This is a genomic window from Ottowia flava (assembly GCF_008017535.1).
Classification (GTDB): Bacteria; Pseudomonadota; Gammaproteobacteria; order Burkholderiales; family Burkholderiaceae_C; genus Ottowia; species Ottowia flava.
The window spans coordinates 351,111-368,325 of record NZ_VRUA01000001.1; the positions used below are offsets into that span (position 1 = coordinate 351,111).

General features: G+C 66.2%; 16 protein-coding genes, 1 tRNA gene and 1 pseudogene. 12 read left to right on the forward strand and 6 right to left on the reverse strand.

All coding sequences use genetic code 11. The annotated features are described in order from the left end of the window. Positions 1-4: 4 nt before the first annotated feature. The 7 genes and pseudogenes from fdxH (at position 5) to FVQ98_RS01625 (ending at position 7,963) form a co-directional block, all read left to right on the forward strand. Positions 5-967 (forward strand): formate dehydrogenase subunit beta, encoded by a 963-nt coding sequence (fdxH, locus tag FVQ98_RS01595; protein WP_147911659.1) that lies wholly within the window; start codon positions 5-7, stop codon positions 965-967. Positions 968-1,049: 82 nt separating this feature from the next. Further along, positions 1,050-1,700, forward strand: a complete 651-nt coding sequence (locus tag FVQ98_RS01600) for a formate dehydrogenase subunit gamma (RefSeq protein WP_147911660.1) — start codon at positions 1,050-1,052, stop codon at positions 1,698-1,700. 94 nt (positions 1,701-1,794) lie between these two features. Next, a complete protein-coding gene (gene fdhE / locus FVQ98_RS01605) occupies positions 1,795-2,802 on the forward strand; it encodes a formate dehydrogenase accessory protein FdhE (RefSeq protein ID WP_187265588.1) in 1,008 nt (335 codons plus the stop codon). Continuing rightward, positions 2,802-4,271, forward strand: coding sequence for an L-seryl-tRNA(Sec) selenium transferase (gene selA, locus FVQ98_RS01610; protein WP_147911662.1), 1,470 nt, complete (start codon positions 2,802-2,804; stop codon positions 4,269-4,271). The genes fdhE and selA overlap by 1 nt, the downstream gene beginning before the upstream one ends. Positions 4,272-4,307: 36 nt before the next feature. After that, a complete protein-coding gene (locus FVQ98_RS01615; protein ID WP_147911663.1) occupies positions 4,308-5,702 on the forward strand; it encodes an FAD-dependent oxidoreductase in 1,395 nt (464 codons plus the stop codon). 18 nt (positions 5,703-5,720) lie between these two features. Beyond that, positions 5,721-7,711 (forward strand): annotated as a pseudogene (gene selB, locus FVQ98_RS01620) (selenocysteine-specific translation elongation factor). A 159-nt stretch (positions 7,712-7,870) separates the two neighbouring features. Beyond that, positions 7,871-7,963: transfer RNA gene (locus FVQ98_RS01625), tRNA-Sec, on the forward strand. A gap of 90 nt (positions 7,964-8,053) precedes the next feature. On the opposite strand, the gene FVQ98_RS01630 is transcribed toward FVQ98_RS01625, so the two are convergent. Beyond that, positions 8,054-8,533 (reverse strand): CreA family protein, encoded by a 480-nt coding sequence (locus FVQ98_RS01630; protein WP_147911664.1) that lies wholly within the window; start codon positions 8,531-8,533, stop codon positions 8,054-8,056. 106 nt (positions 8,534-8,639) lie between these two features. Between FVQ98_RS01630 and FVQ98_RS01635 the strand changes: the two genes are divergently transcribed. The 5 genes from FVQ98_RS01635 to FVQ98_RS01655 all read left to right on the forward strand — a co-directional run bounded on the left by FVQ98_RS01635 (position 8,640) and on the right by FVQ98_RS01655 (position 11,630). Next, the gene (locus FVQ98_RS01635) at positions 8,640-9,128 is read left to right on the forward strand and encodes a glycine cleavage system protein H (protein WP_147911665.1); all 489 of its coding nucleotides are present in this window, start codon (positions 8,640-8,642) and stop codon (positions 9,126-9,128) included. Beyond that, a complete protein-coding gene (locus tag FVQ98_RS01640) occupies positions 9,125-9,520 on the forward strand; it encodes a DsrE family protein (RefSeq protein WP_147911666.1) in 396 nt (131 codons plus the stop codon). Before FVQ98_RS01635 ends, FVQ98_RS01640 begins: the two co-directional genes overlap by 4 nt. Before the next feature lie 2 nt (positions 9,521-9,522). Next, complete coding sequence (locus tag FVQ98_RS01645) at positions 9,523-10,116, forward strand: GNAT family N-acetyltransferase (protein WP_147911667.1); 594 nt, start codon at positions 9,523-9,525, stop codon at positions 10,114-10,116. Positions 10,117-10,434: 318 nt separating this feature from the next. After that, a complete protein-coding gene (locus FVQ98_RS01650; RefSeq protein ID WP_147911668.1) occupies positions 10,435-11,349 on the forward strand; it encodes a histidine kinase in 915 nt (304 codons plus the stop codon). Next, on the forward strand, positions 11,343-11,630 hold the full coding sequence (locus FVQ98_RS01655; protein WP_147911669.1) for an STAS-like domain-containing protein: 288 nt from the start codon (positions 11,343-11,345) through the stop codon (positions 11,628-11,630). The genes FVQ98_RS01650 and FVQ98_RS01655 overlap by 7 nt, the downstream gene beginning before the upstream one ends. A 62-nt stretch (positions 11,631-11,692) precedes the next feature. Here the strand turns inward: FVQ98_RS01655 and FVQ98_RS01660 are convergent, their stop codons facing one another. The 5 genes from FVQ98_RS01660 to FVQ98_RS01680 all read right to left on the reverse strand — a co-directional run bounded on the left by FVQ98_RS01660 (position 11,693) and on the right by FVQ98_RS01680 (position 17,209). Then, on the reverse strand, positions 11,693-12,982 hold the full coding sequence (locus FVQ98_RS01660; RefSeq protein WP_255507568.1) for a mechanosensitive ion channel family protein: 1,290 nt from the start codon (positions 12,980-12,982) through the stop codon (positions 11,693-11,695). 308 nt (positions 12,983-13,290) lie between these two features. Then, complete coding sequence (locus tag FVQ98_RS01665) at positions 13,291-13,629, reverse strand: hypothetical protein (protein WP_147911671.1); 339 nt, start codon at positions 13,627-13,629, stop codon at positions 13,291-13,293. A gap of 46 nt (positions 13,630-13,675) precedes the next feature. Further along, positions 13,676-15,319 carry an acyl-CoA synthetase gene (locus FVQ98_RS01670; protein ID WP_147911672.1) on the reverse strand — a complete coding sequence of 548 codons (1,644 nt, stop codon included), beginning with the start codon at positions 15,317-15,319 and terminating at the stop codon, positions 13,676-13,678. Between the two features lie 431 nt (positions 15,320-15,750). Continuing rightward, entirely contained in the window at positions 15,751-16,206 is a 456-nt protein-coding gene (locus FVQ98_RS01675; protein WP_147911673.1) for an acyl-CoA thioesterase, read from the reverse strand. A 13-nt stretch (positions 16,207-16,219) separates the two neighbouring features. Next, positions 16,220-17,209 (reverse strand): Bug family tripartite tricarboxylate transporter substrate binding protein, encoded by a 990-nt coding sequence (locus tag FVQ98_RS01680; protein WP_147911674.1) that lies wholly within the window; start codon positions 17,207-17,209, stop codon positions 16,220-16,222. Between the last annotated feature and the right edge of the window lie 6 nt (positions 17,210-17,215).

Below are 17,215 nucleotides of genomic sequence, written 5' to 3' on the forward strand. Positions count from 1 at the left end.
GTTTATGTCATCTCTTCAATCCCTCGACATCGCCAAGCGCTCGGCTACGACCACGCCGTCGCCGGACGTGCGCCACCGCATTCCGGCGGTGGCCAAGCTGATCGACGTGTCCAGCTGCATTGGCTGCAAGGCCTGCCAGGTCGCGTGCATGGAATGGAACGATCTGCGCGACGAGGTCGGCACCTGCCACGGCACGTACGACAACCCGGTCGATCTGACGCCGCAGTCCTGGACGGTGATGAAGTTCTCGGAGGTCGAGGTCACCCCCGGCCGCCTGGAATGGCTGATCCGCAAGGACGGCTGTATGCACTGCGAAGACCCGGGCTGCCTGAAGGCCTGCCCGTCGCCGGGCGCCATCGTCAAGTACGCCAATGGCATCGTCGACTTCATCAGTGAAAACTGCATTGGCTGCGGCTACTGCGTCAAGGGTTGCCCCTTCGACGTGCCCCGCATCAGCGAGAAGGACAACAAGGCCTACAAGTGCTCGCTGTGCGCCGACCGCGTCGCCGTCAGCCAGGAGCCGGCCTGCGCCAAGGCCTGCCCCACGGGCGCCATCCGCTTCGGCAGCAAGGAAGACATGCTGGCGTACGGCGACGGCCGCGTGACCGAACTCAAATCGCGCGGCTACGAGCAGGCCAGCGTCTACAACCCGGCTGGCGTCGGCGGCACGCACGTCATGTACGTGCTGCAGCACGGCGACAAGCCCGAGCTGTATTCCGACCTGCCCAAGGACCCGACCATCAGCCCCATGGTGGCGCTGTGGAAGGGCCTCGCCAAGCCGGTCGCACTGGCCACCATGGTGGGCGCTGCGCTGGTCGGCTTCTTCCACCACATGAAGCAGGGCCCGCTGGAAGTGCCGGAAGACGACGAGGACTACGTGCCCGACGGTCAGCCCAACGTGATCGAACTGGACGGCCAGCGCGTGTACGAGCACGGCACTGCCCCGTCTGAAGGAGAAGTGCGATGAAACATCACCCCCACGCTTCCCCACTTCGCGTGGTCCGCTGCCCCCCGAGGGGGAGCTTTTTCCTTTTGGGAGCGGTACGGCGATGAAAAAGCTCTACCTCCAGCGCTACACCGACAACCAGCGCATCAACCATTGGCTGGTGGTCGTGCTGTTCGGCTTGGCCGGATTCTCCGGCCTGGCGCTGTTCCACCCCAACCTGTTCTTTCTGACGCAGTTCTTCGGCGGCCCGCAGTGGACACGCATCGTGCACCCCTACTTCGGTATCGGCGTGTTCGTGCTGTTCCTGTTCATGTTCTTCATGTTCGTCGGCGCCAACCTCTGGCGCAAATCCGATACCCAGTGGGTCAAGGACGCGCCCAAGCTGGTGCTGGACAACGACGAATCGCAAATGCCACCTGTGGGCAAGTACAACGCCGGTCAGAAGCTGGTGTTCTGGTCGATGACCCTGTGCCTGCTGGTGCTGCTGGGAACCGGCCTGCTGTTCTGGCAGGCCTGGTTTGCCACCGATGTGCCGATCCCGGTGCAGCGCGTGGCGGTGCTTCTGCATTCGCTGGCGGCGTTCATCATGTCGCTGACGGCCGTGGTGCACATCTACGCCGCGATCTGGGTCAAGGGCACGCTGCGCGCCATGACGCAAGGCACCGTGACATCGGGTTGGGCCAAGCGCCACCACAGCTTGTGGTACCGCGAGAAGGTGCAGCAGTCGATCGACCGTGCGCCCGGCGGACAGTAAGCCGACCGGTCATTTGCTACATGTTGTATAGCTGCCCGCGCAGATTCCTCTAGGGCGGGCAGCCCGTTGGATGTCTATGTCTGTCACTGGTCATTTGCGCACCCCTGAAGAGATCGCGCTGAACGCGGGGGGCGACCTGCCCCGCCTGGTATTGCCGCAGCCCGGCGTGTTTGCCGAGCGCGCGCTGCGCCTGCGCCAGTTGGCCGCCGGCCACCCGATGCGCGACTACCTGCTGCTGATGGCCGTGTTGGCCGAGGCGCAACACGCGCGCCTGGCCGGCTACCCCGCCGTCACACTGCCCACGGCCGCGCAGGCCGACGCCGCCTCGCAGCGCGGCGAAGCCCTGCTGGACGCCAGCGTGTGGCCGCGCGACGCCGTCTGGCGCGACGAATGGCGCGCGCTGATCCGCCACGCGTTGGAGCACCTGCCGCCGGACAGCCCGGCCCGCCCCAGTGTCGAAGCCGCGCTGTCGCTGACCGACGAGGCCCTGGAAACGCAGGCCGGCCGCCTGCTGACCGGCGTGTCGCTGGGCCTCGACATGGCGCTGGCGCCGCTGGTCGCTGCCGGGCTGCAGTTGTTCTTCACCCGCCTGGTCATGGCCACGCAGGCCGCCCTGCCCGGCGCCTTTGGCTACACCGACGACGAAGGGCGCTGCCCCTGCTGCGCCAGCCTACCGTTGGCCAGCGTCACCCGCGTGGGCGGCGAAACCGAAGGCCACCGCTACCTGCACTGCACGCTGTGCAACGCCGAATGGCACATGGTGCGCGTCAAGTGCACACACTGCCGCGGCACCGGGGCCGTGCGCTTTCGCTCGCTCGAAGCCGTGGCCGCGCCCGATGACGCTGCGGCCGCCAAACGCCCCAGCATCCAGGCCGAAACCTGCGACGATTGCGGCCACTATCTCAAGATCGTGCACATGACGCAGGACGTGCAGGTCGAACCCGTGGCCGACGACCTGGCCACCTTGACGCTCGATCTGCTGGTGTCCGACGCTGGCTACGCACGCCACGGCACCAACCTGCTGCTGCTGTTCGGCGAAGCAGACACCGACAGCGCCGACGACACAGGCGAACCGCCCCCCGCGCCTCGAGGGCCACACTGATGGCCCGGCCCCCAGAATCCGTGGTCCACGGTTCGCAGGCCCCAAAGTCAGCCTCAACCCCTACGACCGACCTCGCCCGCCCGCAGCAACTGCCGGCGCTGGACAAACTGCTGCGCGTGCCCGCCGTGGCCCACCTCGTCGGCGCGCACGGCCACACCGTGGTGGCGGACACGGCGCGCACGCTGCTGGCCGATCTGCGCGCCCAGGCTGTCGCCGGCACCCTGGCGGCCGGCGCGGTCGACACGCAAGTCATCGCCGACGCGCTGCACCGGCGCGTGGCCGATCGCCTGGCCCCGCGCATGAAGCCGGTGCTCAACCTCACGGGCACCGTCATCCACACCAACCTGGGCCGCGCCCTGCTGGCGCCCAGCGCGCTGCGCCATGTGCAGGCCATGATGGCCGGCCCCAACAACCTCGAATATGACCTGGCCAGCGGCCAGCGCGGCGACCGCGACAGCATCGTCGAAGGCCTGCTCTGCGAGCTGACCGGCGCCGAAGCCGCCACCGTGGTCAACAACAACGCCGCCGCCGTGCTGCTGACGCTGGCGGCGCTGGCACGCGGCAAGGAAGTGATCGTCTCGCGCGGCGAGTTGGTCGAAATCGGCGGCGCCTTCCGCATGCCCGACGTGATGGAAAGCGCGGGCGCCAAGCTGGTCGAAGTCGGCACCACCAACCGCACCCACCCTGCCGATTACGAGCGTGCCATCACCGAGCGCACCGCCCTGTTGATGAAGGTACACACCAGCAACTACGCCGTGCAAGGCTTCACCAGTGCGGTGGATGAGGCGACGCTGGCCGCCATCGCCCACGCACGCGGCCTGCCCGTGGCCACCGACCTGGGCGCCGGTGCGCTGATCGACATGGCCGCCTACGGCCTGCCGCGCGAACCCACGCCGCAAGAGATGCTGCGCGCCGGTTGCGACGTGGTTACCTTCAGCGGTGACAAGCTTCTGGGCGGCCCGCAGGCCGGGTTGATCGTGGGCAGCAAGGAATGCGTGGGCCGCATCCGCAAGTTCCCGATGAAGCGCGCTCTGCGCATGAGCAAGCTGCCCCTGGCCGCGCTGGAAGCCACGCTGATGCTCTACCAGCAGCCCGAGCATCTGGCCCAAGCGCTGCCCACGCTGCGCCTGCTGACGCGTCCCTTGGCCGACATTGAAGCCACCGCCGCTCTGGTGTTGCCGGTGCTGGGGGCCGCACTGGCGCCGCGCTACGCGGTGGAGCCGGTCGCGCTGCAGGGACAGATCGGCTCCGGCTCGCTGCCGGTCGAACGCCTGCCCTCTGCTGGCGTGGCCATCGCGCCGGTCGACGGCCAACGCAGTGGCCGCGTGCTGGACGCGCTGGCCGCCGCGCTGCGCCAACTGCCCCAACCCGTCATCGGCCGCATTGCCGATGGCCGTCTGCTGCTGGATTGCCGCTGCCTGGAGGACGCTACCGCCCTGACGAATCAAATACCTTTCTTGTCCTTGTAAAGATTAGCTGGTCAGCTATTGGAAAAGGAGCTTTTCATGACCCTTGATCGTCGCCATTTCATCGCCGGTGTGGCCGGTACTGCCGCCCTGGCCGGCTGCGCCACAACGACCTCCAACAGCGTGGGCGGACTGCAACCGGCGCCGCTGCCCGCCTTCCTCGGCCGTCCCAGCCAGACCTTGCTGCCCAAGGGGAAAGCGCCCCGCGTCGTCGTCTGCGGCGGCGGTTGGGGTGGCCTGACCACGGCGGCCAACCTGCGCAAACTGGCGCCGCAGGCCGAGGTCGTGCTGATCGACCGCAACCCCAGCTTTTTCTCCAGCCCACTGTCCAACATGTGGCTGGTCGACATGGTGGACGGCGAGCTGCTGACGCAGGATTACCTTCGCGTGTCGCAGCACCTGGGCTGGCAGTTCGTGCAGGCGGAGGTGGAAGGCATTGACCGCGCCCAGCGCCGCGTCACCACGAGCCAGGGCACACTCGACTACGACTGGCTGGTGCTGGCACCCGGCATCCGCTACCAGTACGAAGCCTGGTTCGGCGATGACCGCCGCGCGGCCGACGCCACGCGCCAGCGCTTTCCCAGCGCCTACGCCAGCAACAGCGAATTCCTGACCATCAAGCGCGCGCTGCACGGCTTTAAGGGCGGCGAACTGGTCATGAACCTACCTCCGCCACCGCAGCGCTGCCCGCCCAGCCCGTACGAACGCGCCTGCCTGATCGCCTGGTACTTCAAGACGCACAAGATCAAGGGCCACATCACCATCCTCGACCACAAGCCCGGCATCGCCCCCATCGGTGGCGGCTACAAGGCCGCGTTTGACGAGCTGTACAAGGACTTCATCACCTACGTGCCCAACGCGCATGTGCAGGAGGTCGACCCGTTCAACCAACGCATCCGCACCGCCGCGGGCGACCAGCGCTTTGACCACGCCATCCTGATGGCGCCGCACAAGGCGGGCGATCTGGCCTGGCTGGCGGGCACCGTCAGTGCCACCAGCGACGGCTGGGCCGATGTCGACGTGCTGACCATGCAGGTCAAGGGCGATGAACGCGCCTTCGTCATCGGCGACGCGATCCAGGCCGTGTCGCCCCTGCCCTTCCGCTATTACCCCAAGAGCGCGCACATCGCCAACCGCCTGGGCCGCATCGTGGCCTACCAGATCAGCGAAAAACTGGCCGGCCGCGCACCCGAGAAGCGCTTGCCCGACAACCTCTGCTACATGGTCGTCAACGGCACGCCGGGGCAGGCGCTGAACGTGCAGTTCGACTACGACTTCGACGCTGAAGGCCGCGTGCGCCAGGTTCAGCGCGACTACAACGAACGCACAGCCCATCTGTTCCAGGAAGACTTCCGCTGGGCCGACTTCATGTTCGCCGAGATGTTCGGTGGCGCCGCGCCCCCGGTGCTTCCGCAGGCCGCCTACCGCGTCTGATTCGCCACCGCTACCACCATGATCATCGGCACCGCAGGCCACATCGACCACGGCAAGAGCACGCTGGTGCGCGCATTGACGGGCGTCGACACCGACCGCCTGCCCGAAGAAAAGCAGCGCGGCATCAGCATCGAGCTGGGCTACGCCTTTCTCGACGTGCCGGATGACTGCCCCCTAGACGCCTCCGGCGTCGTCCCCCCAGGGGGGAGCCCCGGCCTTGGGGCGGCCCGGCGGCCGGCCGCCGAACGCATGGTTTCATCGACGTGCCCGGGCACGAACGGCTGGTGCACACCATGGTGGCCGGTGCCAGCGGCATCGACATGGCGCTGCTGCTGGTCGCCGCCGACGACGGGCCGATGCCGCAGACGTTGGAACACTTGGCCGTGCTCAGTCTGCTCGGCGTATCGCGCGCCATCGCCGTGCTGACCAAGACCGACCGCGCGGACGCCGCGCGCGTCGCCGCCGTCCGGGCCGAAGTGGCCGCGCTGCTGGCACCGACGCCGCTCGCCGGCGCGCCCATCGTCGCCGTGTCAGCACAGACGGGCGAGGGTATCGATGCGCTGAAAGCTATGCTTTTGGAAGCTGCCCGCGCAGATGGCTCTAGGGCGGAAGTCGATTTTGACCTGAAAGCCTTCCGATTGGCGATCGACCGCGCCTTCACCCTGCCCGGCACCGGCACGGTGGTCACAGGCACGGTGCACGCGGGCGAGGTCGCCGTCGGCGGCGAGCTGGCCTTGCTCCCCACTTCATCGGCCCAGCCCCTACCCGCACGCGCGCGCAGCCTGCACGCACAAAGCCGCGAAGTCGCCCGTGCCCACGCCGGCCAGCGCTGCGCCGTTGCCCTGCCCGGTATCGCCAAGGACCAGGTCGCGCGCGGCCAGTGGCTCACCGCCCCGACCGTCGCCTTGCAGACCCAGCGCGTCGACGTGCGCCTGACGCTGTGGCACGGCGAAGCCAAACCCTTGCGCAGTGGCGCGCGCGTGCTGGCGCACCTGGGCGCCGCGCAGGTCGCCGCCACCGTGGCCGTGCTGGACGCCGACACCCTGGCGCCCGGCGCCGGCGCCTTTGTGCAACTGGTGCTGCACGCCCCGGTGGGCGCCTGGCATGGCGAGCGCGTGCTGTTGCGCGACGCTGCGGCCAGCCGCACCTTGGCCGGCGGCAGCGTGCTCGACCCCTTCCCGCCCACGCGCTACCGCCGCACACCGCAGCGCCTGGCCGAGCTGCAGGCGCTGACCCTGCCCAGCGCCGCCGAGCGCCTGGCGGGCCTGCTGGCCGCAGCGCCTTTCGGCGTCGATCTGCAGCGCTTCACGACCGCGCAAGGCCTGCTTACCCTGCCGCCAGATGCGATGCCCGACGGCGCGCTGGCCCAAGCAGGGCAAGCGCTGGGCGCTACGCAAACCGCAGCATTGGAAGCCGCCGTGCTGGCCGCGCTGCAAGCCTTTCACGACAAGCAGCCCGACGAGTTGGGCCCCGACACCGCCCGCCTGCGCCGCCTGACCGCACCGCGCCTGTCAGCCCCGCTGTGGCAAGCGCTGCTGGCACGGCTGGCTGCCGCCGGCCAGATCGCTCTGCGCGGCGCCGTCGCCCATCTGCCTAGCCATGGCGCGCAACTCACGGCGCAGGAAACGCGCATCGCGCAAAAAGTCGCGCCCGCGCTGTCCGCCGCCGGCTACGAAGGCGCCTGGGTGCGCGACCTGGCCAAAGGCACGGGCGACAGTGAAGCGCTGATGCGCATCACCCTGGCGCGCCTGGCCCGCCAGGGCGAGCTGCACCAGACCGTCAAGGACTTGTACTACCCGCCCGCCACCATGGCGCGCCTGGCCGCCATCGCCCGCGCCATCGGTGCCGCGCACGACGGCAACGTGCTCGCCGCCCAGTTCCGCGACGCCACCGGCCTCGGCCGCAAACGCGCCATCCAGATCCTCGAACACTTCGACCGCATCGGCCTCACCCGCCGCGTCGGCGACCTGCACAAACTGCGGGCAGAATGCACGCTGTTCACCGAATGAATACGGCGACAAATCCCAAGACCGTCGCGCGTGCCCCTGCCAGCGAACGCCCTGCCCGGGCTGGCACCGGGCATTGGCGTTGTCCCCCTCCCGAAGCGCGCAGCGCGAAGAGAGAGGGGGGAAGGCGCCTGCGGCGCCACAGGGCGGAGATTTCTCTACGGAAGGGCAACCACCCTGGTGGGTGGGCCGGGCTTCAAACCCGGTGGGTGGCGCCATGCGTCGCCGGGTGGGTTCGACTCCCATGCCCTTCCGCCCATTTCATGCGCTGACCTAAGTGGGACCTGCGCGGACAGCTATTCAATTCGTAGCAAGCGCATGACCGTACGGATGTCAGCCCAGCGCTCAACCCTTGATCGGGATCGGCGTCGCGCGGTCGATCGGCACGGCCGTCAGGCTGTTCTGCGGGGAGCCTTCGACCAGCTTGTCGGAGTACGTCAAGTACAGCAGCGTGTTGCGCTGCGTGTCGACCATGCGCACCACACGCAGGCGTTTGAAGAGCACCGACATGCGTTCGCTGAAGACTTCGTCCTCCTTGGGCAGCGGCGCCTTGAAGCGCACCGGCCCGACCTGGCGGCAGGCGATCGACGCTTCGGCCTTGTCCTCCGCCAGCCCCAAGCCGCCCTTGACGCCGCCGGTGCGGGCACGCGACACATAGCAGGTCACGCCCTCGACCTGCGGGTCGTCGTACGCCTCGACCACGATCTTGTGGTTGGGACCGATCCACTGAAAGGCGGTGCTGACATCGCCGATCTTCTGGGCGGTCGCCCACAGCGGCGCGCCCAGCAGGCACGCCAAGGCAAGGGCAGGAAGGCTTTTTTTCATCTCTGAAGCATTGGAGTCAAATCGGTCTGTGACGCCAGTGTATTCTGCGCAGGCAGCTATCATTACAGAAGCACATCTTCGATATGCTTGAACCCATTTCAGCGACATGAGCGCCCCACCCCTGGTCCACCCGGACGATCTGCACTACCTGATGGCCGAACAGGTCTGGGCGCGCTTGACCGCTGACGGCACAGCCACCGTGGGCATCACGCAGTTGGGCATCCGTCTGTCGGGCGAGGTCTACATGTGCCGCGCCAAGCGCGTGGGCACCGAGCTGGCGCAGGGCAACACGGTGGCGGTGGTCGAGCTGTCGAAGTCGGTCGTTGCCGTCAAGTCGCCCGTCAGCGGCACGGTGGTTGAGGTGAACGAGGCGCTGGACGACCGGCCCGAGCTGGTCCACCGCGACCCGTACGGCGCCGGCTGGATCGCGCGCGTGCAGCTGAGCGACTGGGCCGCCGACGCCCCCGCGCTGCTGACCGGCGACGCCGTCGCGCCCGCCATGGCGCACCACGCCTGGCTGCACCGGCTGGAGATGCAACCGGCCACCACGCCCGGCCTGCCTGCCACCGGCAAGCCGGAAGGCGGCGCGCCATGAGCTTCACCGAACACAGCCCCGACGGCGTGGCCATCCTGCTCTGGGCCACCGACCCGAGCACGCCCGAGCGCCTGGCCACGCCGTTCTTCCAAGCCGCCGCCGCTGCCGCGATGGACGCGCCGGTGGAGATCTACTTCACCGCCGCCAGCGTGCACCTGCTGGTGCCCGGCATGGCCGCGGCCCTGCGCGCCAGCCCGCGCGTCCATAAAACCGTGCTGGCCCACATCCAGGACGCGGCCGCCCACGGGGCGCGCCTCTTCGCCTGCAGCGACGCACTGGCCGCGCACGGCCTGACCGACACGCCCCTGATTGCCGAAGTCGCCGGCCGCGGCGGCGCCGTGCAGTTCATGGCCCGCGCGCTGGACCTGCGCTGGCGCACCCTGGTGTTCTAAGCATGGCCCACAGGGCGCCCCCGCACCTGGACACGCCCGCCACGCTGCGCACCGAACGGTTGGTCCTGCGTCCCTGGTGCGACAGCGACCGCGCGCCCTTTGCCGCGCTGAACGCCGATGCCGAGACCATGCGCTTCTTCCCCGAACCGCTGACGCGCGCCGAAAGCGACGCGCTGGCCGACCGCTGCCAGGCGCTGATCGCCATGCGCGGTTGGGGCTTCTGGGCGGTCGAGCGACAGGACAACGGCGCCTTCATCGGCATGCTCGGCCTGCACGTGCCGGCGCCTGACCTGCCGTTCTCGCCCTGCGTCGAAGTCGGCTGGCGGCTGGCGCGCGAGCACTGGGGCCAGGGCCTGGCGACCGAGGGCGCTCGCGCCGCGTTGGCGTTTGGCTTTGACCGGCTGGGCCTGGACGAGATCGTGTCGTTCACCACCGTGACCAACACGCCGTCGCAAGCCGTGATGCAGCGCCTGGGCATGCAACGCGATGTGGCCACGTTCGAGCACCCGGCCCTGCCCGTCGGCCACCCGCTGCGCGAGCATGTGCTGTGCCGAGTCCTCTCAGGCGACCTGGCCAATCACCGTTCGACGTCTTGACCCTTGGCGGCGATCACCCAGACCCGACCCGCGCGACGCGATGTGCACGATCTGACCTCGTCGAGCGCGCTGGAAAGGACGCCTCTTTTCTAAGAGATGTACCCGACGGACCCTCGAGACCGGCGGCCAAGCCTCCAACAGCTTCAGGTGATCGCAAAATGGAAATCGGATTGATCTGTCATCATTGGCTTCTACTCTCTGTTTCCGCATCCGATCCGAGCATATTTGATCATTGCGCTTAGCCATCGGAACAGTGAGAACAGCACTCATTCTTTCTACCCAACACGCGAGAGCTCTCTGCGCTCAATTGAATTTTAAATGCTAGGCATTTTGAGCAATACAAACCTTAAGATCGTCTTGCCCGTTCGATTTGGACAAGACACGATGTATGGCGTAATTCGAAGAGGAATTACAGACCAAGGGGACGCACGCGCTTCAAATATCGACATTGACTTCGGAAGCATTCAGTTTATCGAACCGATCGGCGTTGTAGTATTAAGTAATTTTATAGAATATCTACGCCGATGCAAAGTTAATGGAAATTTGACCAATATCTGGAAAACCTATCCAGCGGTTCAATACCTCGATGACTGCGGTTTTTTCGCGAGATACCACGGACAACCTCTAAGCCAACATGCGCAAAGACGTCCAACAATGTTCCCATTGACCCTCATTTCGAATGAACAGGCAATGGGATTTCTCTATATGACCTTAATTCCTTGGGCAGCAACGCAGTTGGGCGTCCCTGACGAAGCACTTGCGAGTCTTCGCGTTTGTTTAGAGGAAATCCTTCACAACATTAACGATCATTCCGGGGTCGGAGTAGGTTGCATCCACGCTCAATTCTTTCCTAATGATGGTGAACTGCATATCGCAATCTCCGATTTCGGAACGGGAATACCCAATGTCGTGCGAACAAGAGTACCTCAGATTTCTGATGCCGAGGCACTAAAACTGGCATGCACCCAGGGGTTCACCACTCAATCAAACGTGCGGAACCGCGGTGCTGGCCTCGATGTCCTGATTTCCACGATTACAACGAAGGATCGCGGCCATATTTCAATCATCTCAGGAAGAGCAAATATATCGGCACTGAACGTCGGAGGCATTGCGAAGCGGACCGCCAGAACCAAGCCATTCGTATATCCGGGAACATTGGTTCGGGTCGCCCTAAAGACTGATAGACTACAGGGTTGGATCGATGAAGTCGAGCCGGAGGTTTTCAAATGGTAATATTTCGCATTTTGGATTATGTAGAAAACTATTCAACGTATGATGACGGAAATGTCATATTTGAATTAATCGCACCAAGAATCAATAGCGGTGAAGACGTCGCACTATCCTTCGAGGGAATCCCCGCAATCTCATCCTCCTTCGTCAATGCCGCAATCGTTCGACTTGTCGAAGTCGTATCGCTCACGGAAATCCGACAACATTTGATGCTAGTTAACTCTACGCGGCAGATTAACGAATTGGTTCGAAAGCGAATCGATCATCTCTCGGCACCCAATTAGTACCATGAGATTTTAGATTGCGATATTTCTATTGATCTCACCTTAGACCCAGCTTTTAGGAACTATTCCGAAACAGAAATCGATGCGGACTTGGCGGCGCTGTCTAGAATGCCTATCAACCCTAGCAAATCCGCCCCACCCGGCGCCTGGAAGCTGCGCAGGCCAAACTCGGGCAGCACAGCCAGCAGGTGGTCGAAGATGTCGCCCTGAATCGCCTCGTAGTCGGCCCAGCGCGTGGTGTTGGTGAAGCAGTACAGCTCGAGCGGCACGCCCTCGGCCGTGGGCTGCAGCATGCGCACCATCAGCGTCATGTCTTCGTGGATGCCACTGTTGGCCTTGAGGTAAGCGTGCACATAAGCGCGGAAGGTGCCGATGTTGGTCAGGCGGCGCTGGTTGGCGGGCACGCGCGCCAGCGCTTCGCCCAGCTCGCTGGCCTTCATGCTGCGCGAGATCTTCACCGCGCTGGCTTTCTCGTGCACGTAGTCGGCGATCAGCGTGATCTGCCCGAGGCGCTCGATTTCTTCGTCGGTCAGGAAACGGATGCTGCCCGCGTCGATCATCAGCGTGCGCTTGATGCGCCGGCCGCCCGATTCACTCATGCCGCGCCAGTTCTTGAAGCTCTCGCTCATCAGCTTCCAGGTCGGGATGGTGACGATGGTCTTGTCGAAGTTCTGCACCTTGACGGTGTTGAGCGCGATGTCGATCACGTCGCCGTCGGCACCGGCCTGCGGCACCTCGATCCAGTCGCCCACGCGCAGCATGTCGTTGCCCTCGATCTGCAGGCCGGCGGCAAACGACTTGATGGTGTCCTGGAACACCAGCATCAGCACCGCCGACATGGCGCCAAACCCCGACAGCACGATCAGCGGCGACTTGTCGGCCAGCGCCGCGATCATCACGACCACCGCTGCCGCGCCGACCACCAGCTGGCCCAGCTGGATGTACGACTTGATCGAGCGGCTGCGCCCGTCGTCGTGCGCCAGGGCGCGCTGCTGGTGCACCTCCAGCGTGACGTCCAGCACCTTGAACAGCGTGCGCGCCACGCAGAGCACGGTCAGCGCGGCGGCGACGTTCTGCACCACGGTGACGACGGCGGCAGGCAGATGCTCGATGAAGCCGATGCCCACCTGGATGATCAGCGTCGGCACGATCTGCGCCGCGCGGTTCAGCACCTGCGGGTTCAGCAGCACGGCGGCGAGGCCCGGCCGGCTGGCCGTGCCCAGGCGCGCCAGGCCGCGCGCCAGCACATGCCGCGCCAGCCACTGCGCCACCCAGGACACGAGCAGCAGGCCCAGCACGCCGATGGCGGCCTGCACCGCGGGTTGCGATAAAGACATTTCCTGCCAGTTCAAGGTGGGTTCCTCCTGAATATGGGGCGCCGTGGCTAAAGCCTAAGCCTGTCACATGACAGGCAGCGCTCAGCGGCGCACCCGAGCCAACCGGCGCGCCGACGTGGTGGCGAATGGCGCGGTGACCCGGTTGCCCGATGGCACGGGCGCGGTGACTTGGAGCGCGTGACGGTCAGCCGAAGTGGTCCAGGCGCGCGCGAATCTTGCTTCGATTCTCCACCAGCCGAAAAGGTTCCCGGCGCTAGTCCCATCTGCGCTGGCAGCTACAGATAAGCTAGCAAAAAACACCCAACCCGCGGAATGTTCCGCGCTCAACCCAACCAGCCCAGACCTTTGAAGGCGCCCATCAGGCCGAGAAAACCGCCCAGCGCTGCGTAGAACCAAGCCATCTTGCGCCCGCTCGGGCGTGAGCCGTGCTCGCACAGCCACATCAGCCCGCGCAAGAAGAACCACCAATAGCTCAGCCCGAACATCGCGCCCCAGGCCATGACGTAGGCGCCCGGCCACACCGCGGCATCGCCCTGGTCGAGATATCCGGTGCGCTGCTCGGCCGCCAGCACGGCCCACAGCAGGGCGGCCAGCACGCCGATCAACACGGCGCTGAGCAGGTAGCCGGATTCGTCGGCCTCCGACGCGTCAGGCGCGCTCATTCAGCCGCCGTGGCCACCCCGTGCGGCGCACCCGCGGGCACGCGCATCACACGTCGATCGCCGCGGCCGACCCGGCCTGTTTGCGCAGCTCGAACTTCTGGATCTTGCCGGTGCTGGTCTTGGGCAGCTCGCCGAACACGATGGCGCGCGGCACCTTGAAGCCGGCCAGGTGCTGCTTGCAGTGCGCGACGATGTCGGCCCCGGTCACTTCGGCGCCGGGCTTCAGCTCCAGGAAGGCGCACGGCGTCTCGCCCCATTTCGGGTCGGGCTTGGCCACCACGGCGGCAGCCAGCACAGCGGGGTGGCGGTAGAGCACGTCTTCGACCTCGATCGACGAGATGTTCTCGCCGCCTGAGATGATGATGTCCTTGCTGCGGTCCTTGATCTTGATGTAGCCGTCGGGGTACTGCACGGCAAGGTCGCCCGAATGGAACCAGCCGCCGGCAAAAGCCTCTGCGGTGGCCTTGGGGTTCTTCAGGTAGCCCTTCATGGCGATGTTGCCGCGGAACATGATCTCGCCCATGGTTTCACCGTCCAGCGGAACAGGCTGCATGGTTTCGGGGTTGATCACGCGCGCATCGCGCTGCAGGTGGTAGCGCACGCCCTGGCGCGCGTTCAGGCGCGCGCGCTCGCCGATGTCCAGGCTGTCCCAGCTCGCGTGCTTGGCGCACACGGTGGCGGGGCCATACACCTCGGTCAGGCCGTAAACGTGGGTCAGGTCGAACCCCATTTCCTCCATGCCCTCGATCATCGACGCCGGGGGCGCAGCGCCCGCCACCATGGCCTTCACGCCGCGCGGCACACCCTGCTTCAGTTCGGCGGACGCATTCACCAGCAGGCCGTGCACGATGGGCGCGCCGCAGTAGTGCGTGACCCCGTGGTCGCGAATGGCGTCAAAGATCGCCTTGGCGTCCACGCGGCGCAGGCACACGTTGACGGCCGCGCGCGCCGCCACCGTCCAGGGGAAGCACCAGCCGTTGCAGTGGAACATGGGCAGCGTCCACAGGTACACGGCGTGCTTGGGCAGGTCCCATTCCAGGATGTTGGACACCGCATTGGTGGCCGCGCCGCGGTGGTGGTAGACCACGCCTTTCGGGTTGCCCGTGGTGCCGCTGGTGTAGTTGAGCGCGATGGCATCCCACTCGTCGCCGGGGTAGTGCCATTCGAACGTGGGGTCGCCCGTGGCAACAAAGGCGTCGTAGGTCGTCGTGCCCAGCTTCTGGCCTTCGCCGAAGAGTGGGTCTTCCACATCGATCACCAGCAGGGGCGTCTTGGACTGGCGCAGCGTGAGTGCCTTCTTCACGATGCTGGCGAATTCTGGGTCGATGATCAGGGCCTTGGCCTCGCCGTGATCGAGCATGAAGGCGACCGCCTCGGGGTCGAGACGCGTGTTCAGGGTGTTGAGCACGGCGCCGGCCATGGGCACGCCGAAGTGCGCCTCCACCATCGGCGGCGTGTTGGGCAGCATCACCGCCACGGTGTCGTTCTTGCCGATGCCCACCTTTTGCAGCGCGCTGGCCAGTTGTCGGCAGCGCGCGTAGGTCTCACCCCAGTTGCGTCGCAGATCACCGTGCACGATGGCCAGGCGGTCGGGGTAGACCTCGGCCGTGCGCTGAATGAAGGCCAGCGGCGTGAGCGGCGCGAAGTTGGCCTCGGTGCGCGGCAAGTCGGTGTCAAAGATGCTGGCCATGGGTGTCTCCTGTGGGGCGGGCGGTGGCTTGGGCGCGGTGCGGACGCACCGTAGCGCGCGTGCGAATCGGTCAATTTCATGATAGCCAGCCAAGCTGGCCTTGGTCTGACAGCCAGCACATCGGGACAAACCCGCATCCACCGGCCAGCCGCAGGGGCGTTGCCGGTGCCCGAACGCCATGCGCACGGTGGCGGCCGTCGCTTTGCCCTGGTGGCAGCCATCGAGGCCGGAGGACGGCAGACCTCGCACATTCAGGCATCAAAACAGCCTACAGCCCCCTGTAGATCTTCGCTAACAGCTACTCTTTAAAGAGCAAACGGCTGTTCTGGCAACCGTGCAGCGCGCGCCCTCTCACCCGTTGCGTCAAGCCAGCGCGCTGACCAAGCCCTGCTCTGGCCCACCTGGCGGCGTCTCAACAGGTGGGTACTTGTTCACTGGCGCGGCGCCATCAGCCCCTGTTGGCGCGCTTGGGCGGTGATCGCCGCGCGGATGTCGTCCGGCACCGCGACCGACTGGTGCGTGGCCAGCGAGGTGGTGACCAGCACCTGGCGCATCGTGATGCGCTGGGCGCCATCCGACCCAACACAACGCACCTGCAACTCGATCGACTTGCTGCCCAGCCGCATGACGCCCAGGCTGAGCGTCACGGTCTCGCCAAAGCTGCTGGGTGCGCGGAAATCGACGCTGAGGTGCGCTGTGGGCACGCCGATGCGGCGCGTAGTGATCAGCTGCTCGAACGGGATGCACAGGCCCTGCGTGAACCAGTCTTCGACCAGGCCGTTGAACATCACGAAATACTGCGGATAGAAGACGATGCCGGCCGGATCGCAGTCCGAAAAGCGGATCCGCCGGGCGAGCTCGAAATCGGGGGTCCAGTCGCCAGCCATCAGCGCACGGCCCTCATTCGGCCTTGATCGACCGCGCCTTGACGATGCGGCTGAACAGCTCGGTCTCGGCGCGAACCTGGGATTTGAATTGGTCCGGCGAGATCGGCATGGCGTCGGCCCCCATCTCGGCGAACTTGGCGCGAATGGCCGGTTCGGCCAGCTGGCGATTGATCTCGCGGTTGAGCAGCGTCACCACCTCGGCCGGCATACCCGCGGGCCCGTACACACCGAACAAGGTGTCGGCGAACACGTCCGGAATGCCGTTTTCGGTGAACGTCGGTGCGCTCGGGTAGTTGGGCGTGCGCGCTTTGCTGGCCACCGCCAGCAGCTTGAGCTTGCCGGTCTTGACCATCGGGAACACCGTCCCCGGTGCAAACGCAAAGTCGATCTGCCCGGCCATCACGTCCTGGATCGCCGGCGCCGCGCCGCGGTAAGGGATGTGCGTGGCGAAGATGCCCGCGCCCTGCTTGAACAGCTCGCCGCCGATGTGCGGCGTGGTGCCCGTGCCGGCCGAGCCGTAGCTCATCTTGCCCGGGTGCGCCTTGGCGTAGGCCACGAAGGCCTTCAGGTCGTTCGGCGGCAACGTGGGGCGGGTGACCAGGAATAGCTGGCTATTGGCCAGCAAGGCGATGTGCTGCAACTGCTTGGCCGGATCGAACGGCATGGCGCTGAACATCGACGGGTTGACCGACTCGGTGGTGCTCACGGTCACCAGAAAGGTGTGGTCGTCCTTGGCGCGCAGCATTTCGACGCCGGCCACGTTGCCACCGGCGCCGCCCCGGTTGTCGATCACCACCGGTTGGCCCAACGCCTGCGTCAGGGCGGGCTGGATCGCCCGCATCATCACATCGGCCAGGCCGCCCGGCGGAAAGGCGACAACGAAGCGGACCGGGCGCGTCGGCCAGGTGCGGGCCTGCGCGCGCGCGGCCAGACTGGGCGCGGCGATCAGGGCCGCCAGGGCAGACAGGTGTGCGGTGGCGCGACGGCGGTTGGGCAGACTCATGCAGGC

Coding starts and splice junctions, on each gene's coding strand:
- fdxH (WP_147911659.1), top strand. CDS start 5: ATGTCATCTCTTCAATCCCTCGACATCGCCAAGCGCTCGGCTACGACC.
- FVQ98_RS01600 (WP_147911660.1), top strand. CDS start 1,050: ATGAAAAAGCTCTACCTCCAGCGCTACACCGACAACCAGCGCATCAAC.
- selA (WP_147911662.1), top strand. CDS start 2,802: ATGGCCCGGCCCCCAGAATCCGTGGTCCACGGTTCGCAGGCCCCAAAG.
- FVQ98_RS01615 (WP_147911663.1), top strand. CDS start 4,308: ATGACCCTTGATCGTCGCCATTTCATCGCCGGTGTGGCCGGTACTGCC.
- FVQ98_RS01630 (WP_147911664.1), bottom strand. CDS start 8,533: ATGAAAAAAAGCCTTCCTGCCCTTGCCTTGGCGTGCCTGCTGGGCGCG.
- FVQ98_RS01635 (WP_147911665.1), top strand. CDS start 8,640: ATGAGCGCCCCACCCCTGGTCCACCCGGACGATCTGCACTACCTGATG.
- FVQ98_RS01640 (WP_147911666.1), top strand. CDS start 9,125: ATGAGCTTCACCGAACACAGCCCCGACGGCGTGGCCATCCTGCTCTGG.
- FVQ98_RS01645 (WP_147911667.1), top strand. CDS start 9,523: ATGGCCCACAGGGCGCCCCCGCACCTGGACACGCCCGCCACGCTGCGC.
- FVQ98_RS01650 (WP_147911668.1), top strand. CDS start 10,435: ATGCTAGGCATTTTGAGCAATACAAACCTTAAGATCGTCTTGCCCGTT.
- FVQ98_RS01655 (WP_147911669.1), top strand. CDS start 11,343: ATGGTAATATTTCGCATTTTGGATTATGTAGAAAACTATTCAACGTAT.
- FVQ98_RS01665 (WP_147911671.1), bottom strand. CDS start 13,629: ATGAGCGCGCCTGACGCGTCGGAGGCCGACGAATCCGGCTACCTGCTC.
- FVQ98_RS01670 (WP_147911672.1), bottom strand. CDS start 15,319: ATGGCCAGCATCTTTGACACCGACTTGCCGCGCACCGAGGCCAACTTC.
- FVQ98_RS01675 (WP_147911673.1), bottom strand. CDS start 16,206: ATGGCTGGCGACTGGACCCCCGATTTCGAGCTCGCCCGGCGGATCCGC.
- FVQ98_RS01680 (WP_147911674.1), bottom strand. CDS start 17,209: ATGAGTCTGCCCAACCGCCGTCGCGCCACCGCACACCTGTCTGCCCTG.